At 38.6% G+C, this 14,352-nt stretch carries 16 protein-coding genes and 1 pseudogene; 15 read left to right on the top strand and 2 right to left on the bottom strand.

Annotated elements, in window-relative coordinates:
* Window positions 1–181: 181 nt before the first annotated feature.
* From QM424_RS01640 to QM424_RS01625, 4 genes are all read left to right on the top strand, one after another.
* Complete coding sequence (locus QM424_RS01640; protein WP_000146947.1) at window positions 182–445, top strand: phosphocarrier protein HPr; 264 nt, start codon at window positions 182–184, stop codon at window positions 443–445.
* Between the two features lie 5 nt (window positions 446–450).
* Complete coding sequence (gene ptsP / locus QM424_RS01635) at window positions 451–2,184, top strand: phosphoenolpyruvate--protein phosphotransferase (RefSeq protein WP_125447745.1); 1,734 nt, start codon at window positions 451–453, stop codon at window positions 2,182–2,184.
* A 134-nt stretch (window positions 2,185–2,318) separates the two neighbouring features.
* Window positions 2,319–2,813: a YkgJ family cysteine cluster protein gene (locus QM424_RS01630; RefSeq protein ID WP_000031476.1), complete on the top strand. Its 495-nt coding sequence runs from the start codon at window positions 2,319–2,321 to the stop codon at window positions 2,811–2,813.
* A 56-nt stretch (window positions 2,814–2,869) separates the two neighbouring features.
* On the top strand, window positions 2,870–3,409 hold the full coding sequence (locus tag QM424_RS01625; RefSeq protein ID WP_414392732.1) for a ClbS/DfsB family four-helix bundle protein: 540 nt from the start codon (window positions 2,870–2,872) through the stop codon (window positions 3,407–3,409).
* Between the two features lie 203 nt (window positions 3,410–3,612).
* Here QM424_RS01625 and dhaQ read toward each other — a convergent pair whose 3' ends face one another.
* Together dhaQ and dhaS are read right to left on the bottom strand one after the other, a co-directional pair.
* Window positions 3,613–4,602, bottom strand: a complete 990-nt coding sequence (gene dhaQ / locus QM424_RS01620; protein ID WP_414392731.1) for a DhaKLM operon coactivator DhaQ — start codon at window positions 4,600–4,602, stop codon at window positions 3,613–3,615.
* Window positions 4,599–5,129, bottom strand: a complete 531-nt coding sequence (gene dhaS / locus QM424_RS01615; protein ID WP_070527476.1) for a dihydroxyacetone kinase transcriptional activator DhaS — start codon at window positions 5,127–5,129, stop codon at window positions 4,599–4,601. Before dhaS ends, dhaQ begins: the two co-directional genes overlap by 4 nt.
* Window positions 5,130–5,282: 153 nt before the next feature.
* On the opposite strand from dhaS, the gene dhaK reads away from it, so the two are divergent.
* From dhaK to pdrM, 11 genes and pseudogenes are all read left to right on the top strand, one after another.
* Window positions 5,283–6,272, top strand: coding sequence for a dihydroxyacetone kinase subunit DhaK (dhaK, locus tag QM424_RS01610; RefSeq protein WP_414392730.1), 990 nt, complete (start codon window positions 5,283–5,285; stop codon window positions 6,270–6,272).
* Window positions 6,273–6,293: 21 nt separating this feature from the next.
* Window positions 6,294–6,869 carry a dihydroxyacetone kinase subunit DhaL gene (gene dhaL / locus QM424_RS01605; RefSeq protein ID WP_414392729.1) on the top strand — a complete coding sequence of 192 codons (576 nt, stop codon included), beginning with the start codon at window positions 6,294–6,296 and terminating at the stop codon, window positions 6,867–6,869.
* The gene (dhaM, locus tag QM424_RS01600) at window positions 6,869–7,243 is read left to right on the top strand and encodes a dihydroxyacetone kinase phosphoryl donor subunit DhaM (RefSeq protein ID WP_414392728.1); all 375 of its coding nucleotides are present in this window, start codon (window positions 6,869–6,871) and stop codon (window positions 7,241–7,243) included. Before dhaL ends, dhaM begins: the two co-directional genes overlap by 1 nt.
* Before the next feature lie 630 nt (window positions 7,244–7,873).
* A complete protein-coding gene (locus QM424_RS01595) occupies window positions 7,874–8,605 on the top strand; it encodes a hypothetical protein (protein WP_414392727.1) in 732 nt (243 codons plus the stop codon).
* Window positions 8,606–9,180: 575 nt separating this feature from the next.
* Window positions 9,181–9,393 (top strand): hypothetical protein, encoded by a 213-nt coding sequence (locus tag QM424_RS01590; protein WP_414392726.1) that lies wholly within the window; start codon window positions 9,181–9,183, stop codon window positions 9,391–9,393.
* A gap of 48 nt (window positions 9,394–9,441) precedes the next feature.
* A pseudogene (locus QM424_RS01585) lies at window positions 9,442–9,660 on the top strand (hypothetical protein).
* 125 nt (window positions 9,661–9,785) lie between these two features.
* Window positions 9,786–10,478, top strand: a complete 693-nt coding sequence (pynA, locus tag QM424_RS01580) for a pyrimidine 5'-nucleotidase PynA (RefSeq protein WP_414392725.1) — start codon at window positions 9,786–9,788, stop codon at window positions 10,476–10,478.
* A gap of 61 nt (window positions 10,479–10,539) precedes the next feature.
* Window positions 10,540–11,193, top strand: coding sequence for a uracil-DNA glycosylase (locus QM424_RS01575; protein WP_414392724.1), 654 nt, complete (start codon window positions 10,540–10,542; stop codon window positions 11,191–11,193).
* Window positions 11,194–11,202: 9 nt separating this feature from the next.
* Entirely contained in the window at window positions 11,203–11,667 is a 465-nt protein-coding gene (locus tag QM424_RS01570) for an NUDIX hydrolase (RefSeq protein ID WP_050227747.1), read from the top strand.
* Window positions 11,668–11,679: 12 nt separating this feature from the next.
* On the top strand, window positions 11,680–12,948 hold the full coding sequence (locus QM424_RS01565; RefSeq protein WP_414392723.1) for a dihydroorotase: 1,269 nt from the start codon (window positions 11,680–11,682) through the stop codon (window positions 12,946–12,948).
* A 41-nt stretch (window positions 12,949–12,989) separates the two neighbouring features.
* Window positions 12,990–14,351: a sodium-coupled multidrug efflux MATE transporter PdrM gene (pdrM, locus tag QM424_RS01560; protein WP_414392722.1), complete on the top strand. Its 1,362-nt coding sequence runs from the start codon at window positions 12,990–12,992 to the stop codon at window positions 14,349–14,351.
* The last annotated feature ends 1 nt before the right edge of the window (window position 14,352 follow it).

Here is a 14,352-nt window from a genome sequence, read left to right as displayed (position 1 = left end):
TTGGAAAACTATATCCTGTGTTTTGTTATCTAAAATAGAAGATTTTCAGGAAGTTATCTGAAAGGAAATCGAATAAATCCCATAAAATGCTTGAAAAAAATCCTAGAAGATGATATAATACCAAATTGTAAGGGTTATCACATATAACTCAAAAAAGAAAGAACAAAAGGAGAGTCAAACTATGGCTTCTAAAGATTTCCACGTAGTGGCAGAAACAGGTATTCACGCACGTCCAGCAACATTGTTGGTACAAACTGCTAGCAAATTTGCTTCAGATATCACTCTTGAGTACAAAGGTAAATCAGTTAACCTTAAATCAATCATGGGTGTTATGAGTCTTGGTGTTGGCCAAGGTGCTGACGTAACTATCTCAGCTGAAGGTGCAGATGCAGATGACGCTATCGCTGCAATCTCAGAAACAATGGAAAAAGAAGGATTGGCATAAGGAAAATGACAGAAATGCTTAAAGGAATCGCGGCATCTGACGGTGTTGCAGTTGCAAAAGCATATCTACTCGTTCAACCGGATTTGTCATTCGAGACGATTTCAGTCGAAGATACAAACGCAGAAGAGGCTCGTTTGGATGTAGCTCTTGAAGCTTCTCAAAACGAGCTTTCTCTTATCCGTGAGAAAGCTGTAGGTACGCTTGGTGAAGAAGCGGCTCAAGTTTTTGACGCTCATTTGATGGTTCTTGCTGACCCAGAATTGATTGGTCAGATTAAAGAAACAATCCGTGCTAAGAAAGTCAATGCAGAAGCAGGTCTTAAAGAAGTGACTGACATGTTCATCACTATCTTTGAAGGTATGGAAGACAACCCATACATGCAAGAACGTGCAGCGGATATCCGCGACGTGACAAAACGTGTATTGGCAAACCTTCTTGGTAAAAAATTGCCAAACCCAGCTTCTATCAATGAAGAAGTAATCGTAATTGCGCATGACTTGACACCATCTGATACAGCTCAATTGGACAAAAACTTTGTAAAAGCTTTTGTAACAAACATCGGTGGACGTACAAGTCACTCAGCTATCATGGCACGTACACTTGAAATTGCAGCTGTATTGGGAACAAATAACATCACTGAAGTAGTGAAAGACGGTGATATCCTTGCCGTTAACGGAATTACTGGTGAAGTGATTATCAACCCAACAGATGAACAAGCGGCAGAATTTAAAGCAGCTGGTGAAGCTTATGCTAAACAAAAAGCTGAATGGGCACTTTTGAAAGATGCTCAAACAGTGACTGCTGACGGTAAACACTTCGAGTTAGCAGCTAACATCGGTACTCCAAAAGACGTGGAAGGTGTTAACAACAACGGTGCAGAAGCTGTTGGACTTTACCGTACAGAGTTCTTGTACATGGATTCTCAAGACTTCCCAACTGAAGATGAGCAGTATGAAGCATATAAGGCTGTACTTGAGGGAATGAATGGTAAGCCAGTGGTTGTTCGTACAATGGATATCGGTGGAGATAAGGAACTTCCTTACTTCGATATGCCACATGAAATGAACCCATTCCTTGGATTCCGTGCCCTTCGTATCTCTATTTCTGAAACTGGAGATGCAATGTTCCGTACACAAATCCGTGCCCTTCTTCGTGCTTCTGTTCATGGTCAATTGCGTATCATGTTCCCAATGGTTGCCCTTTTGAAAGAATTCCGTGCAGCTAAAGCAGTTTATGAAGAAGAAAAAGCAAACCTTCTTGCTGAAGGTGTTGCAGTTGCGGATGATATCCAAGTTGGTATCATGATTGAAATCCCTGCAGCAGCAATGCTTGCAGACCAATTTGCAAAAGAAGTAGACTTCATGTCAATTGGTACAAACGACTTGATCCAATACTCAATGGCGGCAGACCGTATGAACGAACAAGTTTCATACCTTTACCAACCATATAACCCATCAATCCTTCGCTTGATTAACAACGTTATCAAGGCAGCTCACGCTGAAGGTAAATGGGCTGGTATGTGTGGTGAGATGGCTGGTGACCAAAAAGCTGTTCCACTTCTTGTCGGAATGGGCTTGGATGAGTTCTCTATGTCAGCAACATCTGTACTCCGTACACGTAGCTTGATGAAGAAATTGGATACTGCTAAGATGGAAGAGTACGCTAACCGTGCCCTTACAGAGTGTTCAACAATGGAAGAAGTTCTTGAACTTCAAAAAGAATACGTTAACTTCGATTAATGTCATTAACCTTGCAACCTAGTTGCAAGGTTTTTTTGACGCATTTTAGAAAAGTATAGTCTTATAAAGTACACTTTTAAATGCTCCGGAGGCATGGTATAATAGGGGAAAGTAATTAGAATAAGAGAGAAGCCATGTCTAAAGAAATTGATATTGAGTACTACCACCAGCTAGCCTTGCAAAAGCAGAAGGAACATCGTAAAGTTTTAGCCAATCTAAAGAAAAAGCCACCAAAAAATCTAGATAAGATAGCCCAGCAGATTCACCAAGAAGTCTTTGCTGAAATTGATTGTACGGCCTGTGCTAACTGTTGTAAGACCTTGGGACCTGACTTCAAGGAAGCAGATATCACTCGTATTGCCAAGTACTTTAAGATGAAATTACCAGCTTTTGAAGCTGAATTCCTTCAGGTCGATGAAGATGGTGATAAGGTTTTTAAATCCATGCCTTGTCCCTTTCTAGGAGGAGATAATCTTTGTTCCATCTATGATGTTCGTCCCAAGGCCTGCCGAGAGTTCCCCCATACAGATCGCAAAAAGATCCATCAAATCAACCATTTGACGATTAAGAATACTTTGACCTGTCCAGCAGCCTATCTCTTTGTTGAGAAATTAAAGGATAAGTTATAGAGATTTAAAGGATAAAAAATTTCTAATAATAACTAACAATATGAGGGGAGAACTCTGTGCCTAGACCGAAAACAAAAGAGGAGCTAGTGCTGGCCTCTAAGGAAAACTATGAAAAGCTCAATCGTTTCATCTCCCAACTAAGTGAAGATGAGCTACAGACTCCATTTGATTTTTCAAGAGACCCAAAGAAAAAAGAATCTCACTGGAAAAGGGATAAAAATCTACGGGATGTCTTGATCCATCTTTATGAATGGCAGCAGTTACTTTTGACTTGGGTACATTCTAATCAAGAAGGTCACGAAAGAACTTTTCTCCCTGAATCTTATAATTGGAAAACTTATGGAGAAATGAATGTCGCTTTTTGGAAGAAGCACCAGAAAACCTCCTTAGAAGAAGCGACTAGACTCCTAGAACAATCACATAAAGAAGTGTTAGAGTCGATAGAAGTTTTTAGCAATGACGAACTCTTTACCAAAGGTGTCTATAAGTGGACAGGAGGGACAAGTCTAGGTTCCTACTTTATCAGTAGCACGTCAAGCCACTATGATTGGGCTGGTAAAAAACTCAAAGCTCATCAGAAGAATTGTAAAGGATAGATGGACTGTTTGAAATTGCAAGAATGAGTTCTTTTAAACGTAATACTCTTCGAAAATCAAATTCAAACTGCGTCAACGTCGCCTTGCCGTACTCAAGTACAGCCTGCGGCTAGTTTCCTAGTTTGCTTTTTGATTTTCATTGAGTATAAGATAAAAACAAAGGGCCATCAAGTGATGTAGCCCTTTTGAGTTATACAAGCAAATTACCATGCAAAAGCTGTCGTTGGAGCATTGAGCGCTTCTAACCACTGTTTATTTTTTACGGGGCAAAGAGTTGCGGATATACCTGCCATATCTAGACTGGTCATAAATGTTCCTGATTTTATAAAGGTAATAGTGACTCCTTCAATTTCTAAGAGTTGAAGGAGATCATTGATAAATATGCCCATTTCTAAGTTGGTAGTAGTACCTAGATTATTTACAAGCAATATAAATTGATCACCACGTTTCCAATGATAGTGCAATCTTAATTTACTTATAATTTCATTTGCAAGGATTTCCGATGATTGAAATGGGACGATACGATATCCTTCTTCGCCATGTATCCCAATACCATAGGAAATTTTTCCTTCTTCCAAGCTAAATAGTGGAAGGGTGGTTTGGGGTAGACTAGCGGATTTGGTTGCAAAGCCAATCGTTGCGATTTCGGGAGCAAGCTCATGACCTAAATCTGTTAGTTTCTCTATGTCGGCACCATTTTGAGCTGCAAATCCTAGGATTTTATGAAGTAAAATAGTTCCTGCAAGCCCTCTTCCTCTAATTTGAAATCTATTGTGAGGTTCAATTGAAATATCGTCGTGTGCTAGACTATAGCCGACTTTAATTCCTTCTTTTCTAGCAGTGTTAATGGCAAAGCTAAATTCTTTGATGTCTGCTTCGAAATTTTTTACAATGATGAAGACACCGTGACCATTGTTTAAAAAACGAATGGACTCTAAGATTTCAGTTCTTGTAGGTGGAGTAAATAATTGGCCATAGATAGCAGCGGTAAGCATTCCTTCTCCCACATATCCAATATGAGCAGGTTCGTGACCTGAACCTCCACCCGACAATATTGGAACCTGATTAAGATTGCGATTTTTTTGATAGACTAATGGTAAGGTAGGGTGTTTTTCTAATTCAGGATGACTGCTGATAGTTGCTGAGATGTAACTTGAAATAATTTTCTGTTTATGATTTGAAATAAATGTCATTGTGGTCTCTTTCCAATAATTGTCATGATTAGAAAGTCTGGTTGTGGAACTGGACTTTTTTTATTGACGTAAGCCTTCACGATTTCTGCTAGAGCATGTGAATGATAGTCTAACAAAAAACAAGTATAAGCAGATGAATCGATATCAATCTGACCGTATTCTCTTAAAATTTTTGATACAAGCAAGCGACAGTAGCTGATAAATTGGTCATAGAAGTTATTTTGTCCTTGAATATCAAAAAGTTGAATATAAAAGTCACGCTCTTGTTCGAAATAAAAAAATAATTCTTGTAATAATTTTTGGCCTGAAATGAAGTCCAAGTTATTGGTGATATACTCGGTTAAGTCATTTTCAAATATCCAGTCGAGCAGTTCATATTTGTCAAGAAAGTGATTATAAAAGGTCTGTCTACGAATGCCAGCTGATTCCATGATATCTACAATGGAGATTTTGTCAAATTCTCTAGTAGCTAATAGGTCTCTAAATGCCTTGGCAATCCGTTTTTTTGTAATAAGTGATGATGCCATAGGAAACCTTTCTTTTACTTCCTTCATTTTACCAAAAAAATGTTTGAAACGGGTTTAAAAGGGGACAAATAATAGAATCTGTCCCTTATCAGCCAGCAATAAAAAATATATAATGAAAGCGAAAACAAAGATACATGCCGAAAGGAGTTTCTCATGAAAAAAATTATAAATGAACCGACACAAGTTGTTGATGAAATGTTGCAGGGATTGTCATTCATGCATGATGACTTGGTAGAACGCTTAGATGGTTTTGATGTCATCGTTAGAAAGGCAGAAAAGACAGGAAAAGTTGGACTCATTTCAGGTGGAGGTTCAGGACATGAACCAAGTCATGCTGGATTTGTAGGAGATGGAATGTTGTCTGCTGCCATTTGTGGAGCAGTCTTCACTTCACCTACTCCGGACCAAATTTTAGAAGCCATTAAGGCAGCTGATGAAGGAGCTGGAGTTTTTATGGTCATCAAGAACTATTCTGGTGACATTATGAACTTTGAAATTGCACAAGAACTTGCTGAAATGGAAGGTATTGACGTAGCAAGCGTTGTCGTTGATGATGATATCGCTGTTGAAAATAGTCTCTATACCCAAGGTCGTCGAGGTGTTGCAGGTACTATTTTAGTTCATAAAATTTTGGGTGCTGCGGCTCGTTCTGGTAAATCATTAGCTGAAATGAAGGATTTGGCCGACAAACTTGTCTTAGAAATTAAAACAATTGGGCTGGCCCTGTCTGGAGCAACCGTTCCTGAAGTTGGCAAACCAGGATTTGTTTTAGAAGACGATGAATTTGAATATGGAGTTGGTATTCACGGTGAGCCAGGGTATAAAAAAGAGAAAATGCAGCCTTCCGCACAATTGGCCTCAGAATTGGTTGAAAAATTATCTGAAGGTTTCCAACTTAAGGCTGGAGAACGCTATGGCCTTCTCATTAATGGTTTAGGAAGCACTCCTCTTATGGAGCAATACATATTTGCAAATGATGTGGCTAAATTGCTCCATGAAAAAGGTGTTCAGTTGGCATTTAAGAAAATTGGAAACTACATGACTTCAATCGATATGGCTGGTTTGTCATTAACATTGATTCGATTGGCAGATGATGAGTGGTTGGATGCTCTAAATGCACCTGTTACTACCCCAGCTTGGTAAAACTCAAGGAGGAAATGTCAAATGAATGCTGAACAAGCTCTTGAATGGATGAAGCTTTTTAATGAAAAGATTCAAGAACAGAAAGATTATCTTAGTGAACTAGACACACCTATAGGAGATGGAGATCACGGTGGAAATATGGCGCGTGGCATGGCTGCAGTTATGGAAAACTTAGAAGGAAAGCAATTTGAGACAAGTAGTGATGTTTTTAAACTTGTTTCAATGCAACTACTGAGTAAGGTAGGCGGTGCTTCTGGTCCCTTGTATGGCTCTGCTTTTATGGGCATGTCCAAGGCTGATTCAAATTCGAAATTAGAAGAAATCTTACAAAGTGGTTTGGATATGATTGTCAAACGCGGGAAAGCAGAAGTTGGAGAAAAGACAATGGTTGATGTTTGGACTCCTGTTATTGCCGCCTTGTCTGATGGCCAGTTGACTCAAGAGGTTATTGATCAGGTAGTGAATGCTACCAAAGATTTACTTGCAACTAAAGGAAGAGCATCTTATGTAGGAGAACGATCTCTTGGACATATTGATCCTGGATCATTCTCATCAGGATTACTCTTTACTGCTCTTTTAGAAACTGGGGTGGTTTAATGGGAAGTGTTGGTCTTGTTATCGTTTCACATTCCAAAAACATTGCACAAGGTGTTGTTGAACTGATTAGTGAAGTGGCTAAAGATGTTCCGATTACTTATGTAGGAGGAACCGAGGACGGAGGAATTGGAACAAGTTTTGATCAAGTAGATAGGGTTGTTTCTGAAAATCCAGCAGATACTTTACTTGCCTTTTTTGACCTAGGTTCTGCTAAAATGAACTTAGAAATGGTGGCTGATTTCAGTGATAAGAGTATCATCATCAACAGTGTTCCAATTGTAGAAGGTGCCTATACTGCAGCTGCTCTTCTTCAGGCTGGGGCAGAACTGTCGGTTATTCAAACACAGTTGGCGGAACTTGAAATCAATAAATAAGGAATTTACTATAACTCTTTTTATAGGTGGGTTATTGATTATCACTACTATCAAAGTTTAAGTAAATAATTTCAAAATCAGAAAGGGATTGCTTGGGCAGTTCCTTTTTAATTTAACAGAAGTAAAGCCATAGAGTTTCTAAATTGTGAATCATTCAAAACAGATTGTGATGGGACTATTATAGCTTTAGAATCCTTCAAAAATTTAGATTTAAAGCAATCAATGGTTTAGAAGAGTACGAAAACATTTAGTTTATAGGAATTCTATGCTTAGAATTGCATATATATTTATGAAATCAAGGTATTCGATAGTTAGAATTGCTCTATTCTGAAAGATTTGGGCTGTCAATTGTATAGTAGAGTAGTTTGACAATGAATTTTGTTGAAAGATTCCTTGTTTTATGGTAGTCTAAAGTAAAAGAAAGCCTTATCATTATATTTGTATCTTTAATCTGACTTGGTTTATGTCTAGAATAGGAATAGATTTTTGGGGACTCCAAATAACAATTATATTTTCACTTGTTAAAAATGTTTTTCAACTTTACCCAATGTAGAAGAAGGAAATATCATGAAACGTTTCTGACTTGTTGGAAAGAGAATGTGAACTAAAAATAGATTTAGGAGTAGGTAGATGAGTAATCTAGAGTCAATTCGTAAAGTGCATATCATCGTGTGGGGTGCCTATCTATTTTTATCATTAAAGGCGCCGTTAATTAGCAGTACTGAGTATTTTTTGCTTATTTTTTTAGCATTCCTCTATTCGATAGTGTCGCTACCTATATACTCTGTGAAGAACAAAATAGTATCTATTTGTCTGGCTATAAACTCAATTCTGTTAATGAGTTTCCCGATTTTAATCAATAAATATTTCCCAGGAAAGGTTTCTACTTATATCGTATTAATCAGTATTTTTATCCTGGAGTTCTTAATCTTTAATAAAATTGGTAGAGATTTTGATACTAGATTAGCTAGCGAGTATAGGAAAATCAGTCAGTTTAAAAGTAAGATGTCTCAATCTCCTTGGATAAAATATTTAGAGATTTCTAGTTTTATATTAACTATATTTCCATTTATTCTTCATGGTACAGTTGCTAATCGTGTATTTGCTCTTATCTTTTTGATAAAAATTTGTGTAGATACTACGATAAAGATTCTATTAAACAGAATCTTTAAGACAAGTAAGGTAATGAAAAGGAGGATATTTTCTCTTTTTGTACTAGATTTGATTGTCTATTTATTTTTAGGCTATGTTTTAGCAATGCAAAAAGATGGATACCTATTTTCAATTCTACTAATTTTTTCTAATTTCTCACTTCCCTTTATCAGAGAAAAAGAGTATGAATTATTTAAAAATAAGAAGTGAGATAGATATGGTTAAATCTTAGTTCTCTTTAAAATCAAATCAGGTAGAGAAAGGATATCTTATCTAGGTAACAAAGTGCTTTAAACGCAGTCGACGATTACTTATTAGAGAACTATCCTAACCATGCAACGTTAAAGAGGAGAAATCTTCTGAAACTCGTATCACCAAATAATTATTCTGCTATTGAGTAAGAAGAGATGAGGTGTATTGATAGGGGATTATCTCTACATAAAGACGGGGGAATGTTACAGTAAACGTAGCCACTGCTTATTTTATGGGGAATTAAATATGTTTAAACTAAGTGATAGAGTCAGAGTGGTCTTTGCTATTTTAGGAGTAAGTTCCATATTGGTTAGTATGTATCTTATACCTTTTATTAAAACTGAGAATAAATTTTGGGAAATACTTTTATTTATAGTAGGTGTATTACTAATTGGAATTGCGTTACTAAGTCAAAAAAATAAATTTTGGAAATAGCGTTAGTGAGTAGGTAATCATTTATTGATTGGATTTTTAATACTATTTATGAATGGGATGGAAAAGTGACAATAAATTAAGGAAAGGAGGATAGTATTATGATGGCTGTTTTAATTTCGATGGTTGTGGCATTTCTGTATTTTGTAATTACAGAATATTTTAAGAATAGTTATATTGACGGTATACTATTTCTAACATTGCTGATTTCTCATTTGATATGGGATTACTATTTTTTACCTAGTCAAGTCTTAGTGGCATTAAGTGGAGTAAATTTGCTGTCAAGATTTTTCAAAAAAAAGAGAAGTCAATAGATTTGCTAGTGGATTATTAAGACGAAAGGTAAAATTGAAATATTTAAAATGAAACATTTTTTTACAGGATTTGGTGAAATAAACTTTATAAATTATCTATTGTATATATGTGTATGACTAGCCCCTCTTTTTCATATCTATGTCATAGGTTCGGAAATGAGTTTTGTGAAAATAGTATTATCTATTTTGGGAGTCATATTTGTATGTATTTTAACTATTGCTCGAATTTATAGGAATTTTTTCTATAATAAAAATAAACTTGACTAGAATAGTATGGATTAGTTAATCAATTGGAAGGATTATTCTTTGTGATACTATACCACTTTTAAGTTTTTACATTAAACAACTGGCTGAAGTGAAAGTTGTTTATTTTAGAAAGGAAAACTCTCAAATTGTCTTACAAATTTCTACTCTTTGACCTTGATCACACCTTGCTTGATTTTGATGCTGCTGAGGATGTGGCTTTGACCCAACTTCTAAAAGAAGAAGGAGTTGCGGATATTCAGGCTTATAAGGACTATTATATTCCTATGAACAAGTCTCTCTGGAAGGACTTGGAGCAAAAGAAAATTAGTAAACAAGAGCTGGTCAACACGCGCTTTTCTCGTTTATTTTCTCATTTTGGGCAGGAAAAAGACGGTAGTTTTCTAGCCCAGCGTTACCAATTTTACCTTGCCCAGCAGGGGCAAACTTTTTCAGGCGCTCATGAACTTTTGGACAGTCTCATCGATCGTGATTATGACTTGTATGCTGCGACAAATGGCATTACTGCCATTCAGACAGGACGTTTGGATCAATCGGGTCTGGCACCATATTTCAATCAAGTCTTTATCTCTGAACAATTGCAAACACAAAAACCTGATGCTCTATTTTATGAAAAAATCGGTCAGCAGATTGCTGGCTTTAGCAAAGAAAAGACGCTGATGATTGGAGATTCCCTAACCGCCGACATTCAAGGCGGCAATAATGCTGGGATTGACACGATTTGGTACAATCCTCATCACCTCGAAAATCCCACACAAGCCCAGCCAACCTACGAAGTCCATTCTTACCGAGACTTGCTGGATCGCTTATATAAACTGTAAAAAGTGGTTTAGATAGCCACTTTTTGCTATAATAGAGGCAGTAAAAACGAAGGAGTCGTCTATGAAACACTCGTCTTGGCATGCTTTAATTAAGGAGCAATTACCTGAGGGTTATTTTGCGAAAATCAATCAGTTTATGGAGCAGGTATATGCTCAGGGAACTGTTTATCCACCTAAGGAAAAGGTTTTTCATGCTCTCTTGACCACACCGCTTGAAGAAGTTAAGGTGGTGATTCTAGGTCAAGACCCCTATCACGGGCCAGGTCAGGCTCAGGGCTTGAGTTTTTCTGTTCCTGACTCTATCCCAGCTCCGCCATCCCTGCAAAATATCTTGAAAGAATTGTCAGATGATATCGGGGATAAGAAATCCCATGATTTGACGGCTTGGGCTAAGCAAGGAGTCTTGCTTCTCAATGCTTGTTTGACGGTTCCTGTTGGTCAGGCCAATGGTCATGCTGGTCAGATATGGGAGCCATTTACAGATGCTGTGATTCAGGTGGTCAATCATCTAGATAGGCCGGTGGTCTTTGTGCTCTGGGGAGCCTATGCACGCAAGAAGAAGGCCTTAGTTACCAATCCTCAGCACTTGATTATCGAATCAGCCCACCCAAGTCCTTTATCGGTTTATAGAGGATTTTGGGGTTCCAAGCCTTTTTCCAAGGCTAATGCATTCTTAACAGAAACAGGACAAGAGCCAATCGATTGGCTTAGATAAGGAGAGAATATGCCTCAGTTAGCGACGATTTGCTACATTGATAACGGAAAAGAACTGCTAATGCTGCATCGTAATAAGAAACCCAATGATGTTCATGAAGGGAAATGGATTGGCGTGGGTGGTAAGCTAGAGCGAGGGGAAACCCCTCAGGAATGCGCTGCGCGTGAAATCCTTGAAGAAACAGGGCTCAAAGCTAAGCCAGTTCTAAAAGGTGTTATCACTTTTCCTGAATTTACACCAGATTTAGATTGGTACACCTATGTTTTTAAGGTGACAGAGTTTGAGGGTAACTTGATTGATTGCAACGAGGGAACGCTAGAATGGGTTCCCTATGACGAGGTTTTGAGCAAGCCAACTTGGGAGGGTGACCACACCTTTGTTGAGTGGCTTTTAGAGGATAAACCCTTCTTTTCAGCTAAGTTTGTTTATGATGGGGATAAATTGTTGGATACCCAAGTCGATTTCTATGAATAAAGGAGAAAGCAGATGCTACTTATCAAAAATGGTCGTGTAATGGATCCCAAGTCTGGTTTAGATCAAGTGTGTGATGTCTTGGTTCAAGATGGGAAAATTGTCAAAATTGCGCCTGAAATCAAGGAAGAAGGAGCAGATGTGCTTGATGCTACTGGTCTTGTAGTTGCGCCTGGTTTGGTTGATATCCATGTTCATTTCCGTGAACCTGGTCAAACCCACAAGGAAGATATCCATACTGGTGCCCTAGCGGCCGCTGCAGGTGGTTTTACAACGGTCGTTATGATGGCTAATACTAGTCCAACCATTTCAGATGTTGAGACTTTGCAAGAAGTTCTCCAGTCAGCTGCAAAGGAGAAGATTAATGTTAAGACGGTTGCGACAATCACGAAGAATTTTAATGGCCAAGACTTGACTGACTTTAAGGCGCTTTTAGAAGCTGGTGCGGTTGGTTTTTCTGATGACGGTATTCCGCTTGAAAGCAGTAAAGTTGTCAAGGAAGCTATGGAAGAAGCCAAAAAACTCAATACCTTTATTAGTCTTCATGAGGAAGATCCAGATTTGAATGGGATTCTTGGATTTAATGAAAATATCGCTAAAGAACATTTCCATATTTGTGGTGCTACTGGTGTGGCTGAGTATGCTATGATGGCGCGTGATGTCATGATTGCCTATGCAACCAAGGCTCATGTTCACATTCAGCATTTGTCTAAGGAAGAAAGTGTTAAAGTAGTTGAGTTCGCTCAAGGATTGGGAGCGCAAGTCACAGCAGAAGTAGCGCCACAGCATTTCTCTAAGACAGAAGCACTTCTTTTGACACAAGGAAGCAATGCTAAGATGAATCCTCCACTTCGTTTGGAATCAGACCGTCGTGCCGTGATTGAAGGTCTCAAGTCAGGTGTCATCACAGTCATTGCGACTGACCACGCGCCTCATCATACAGATGAGAAAAATGTCGAAGATATTACCAAAGCGCCATCTGGTATGACTGGTTTGGAAACATCCCTATCTCTTGGCTTGACCTATTTGGTGGAAGCTGGTGAGTTGAGCTTGATGGAATTACTCGAAAAGATGACATACAACCCAGCCAAGCTTTACAATTTTGAAGCAGGTTACTTGGCTGAGAATGGTCCAGCAGACATCACTATTTTTGATGCTAAGGCTGACCGCCTTGTGGACTCCCATTTTGCTTCAAAAGCAGCTAATTCACCATTCATCGGTGAAACCTTAAAAGGGCAGGTTAAATACACCATCTGTAAGGGACAAATCGTCTATCAAAACTAGGTGGGAGTCTGCTCTGTAAACAAAAAGAATAGAGAGACTATATGTACCAAACCCATCATTTTAAAGATAAGTTTATCTTATTTTTAAAGATATTTTTCCCTATCCTGATTTATCAATTTGCCAATTATTCTGCCTCCTTTGTTGATACGACTATGACTGGCCAATACAATACCATGGACTTGGCTGGTGTGTCTATGGCAACCAGTATCTGGAATCCTTTCTTTACATTCCTGACAGGGATTGTATCAGCCCTGGTGCCCATCATTGGTCACCATCTTGGTCGAGGCAAAAAGGAAGAGGTTGCGTCTGATTTTTACCAGTTCATCTATCTGGCCTTGGGCCTATCCGTGGTCTTGCTGGGGATGGTGCTTTTCTTGGCACCACCAATCTTGAATCATATTGGGTTAGAAGCACCAGTGGCAGCAGTAGCGGTTCGCTATCTTTGGTTTTTATCTATCGGAATTATCCCCTTATTGCTTTTTAGTGTTATTCGCTCCTTGCTGGATTCGCTGGGCTTGACCAAACTTTCCATGTATCTCATGCTTTTGTTACTTCCTCTCAATAGTGGATTTAACTATCTCTTGATTTACGGTGCCTTTGGTGTTCCAGAACTGGGAGGTGCTGGTGCTGGTTTAGGTACTTCCTTGGCTTATTGGGTCTTGCTGGGAATTTCTGTTCTAGTTTTATTTAAGCAGGAGAAGCTCAAAGCCCTACACCTTGAGAAACGAATTCCGCTTAATATGGATAAAATTAAGGAAGGAGTTCGCTTAGGTCTTCCTATTGGGGGGACTGTCTTTGCGGAAGTGGCTATCTTTTCCGTGGTTGGCTTGATTATGGCTAAGTTCTCATCTTTGATTATCGCTAGTCACCAGTCAGCCATGAACTTTTCAAGTCTCATGTACGCCTTTCCTATGAGTATCTCATCGGCTATGGCCATTGTCGTTTCCTATGAAGTGGGAGCCAAGCGATTTGATGATGCGAAAACCTATATCGGTCTAGGAAGATGGACAGCTCTCATTTTTGCGGGCTTCACCTTATCCTTCCTTTACATTTTTCGAGGAAATGTGGCTAGTCTTTATGGTAACGACCCAGAATTTATCGATTTGACAGCGCGTTTTTTGACTTATAGTCTTTTCTTCCAGTTAGCAGATACCTTTGCGGCACCTCTTCAGGGAATTTTGCGGGGGTATAAGGATACAGTTATTCCTTTTTACCTTGGTTTGGTTGGTTACTGGGGGGTGACACTCCCAGTAGCTATGGTATTCGACTCTCTAACAGATTTTGGAGCTTATTCTTACTGGATTGGTTTGATTATTAGTTTAATCGTGAGCGGGGCTCTCTACCGTTGGCGTCTAACTGTGATTATGAAGAAATTTGAATCTTTAGTAAAATCTAAACGCTAAA

The sequence above is a fragment of the Streptococcus mitis genome, assembly GCF_047464945.1.
In the GTDB taxonomy this organism is placed as follows: Bacteria; Bacillota; Bacilli; order Lactobacillales; family Streptococcaceae; genus Streptococcus; species Streptococcus mitis_EA.
The sequence above is the reverse complement of the archived record's forward strand: the minus strand, read 5'-3'. Positions and strand labels throughout refer to the sequence as shown.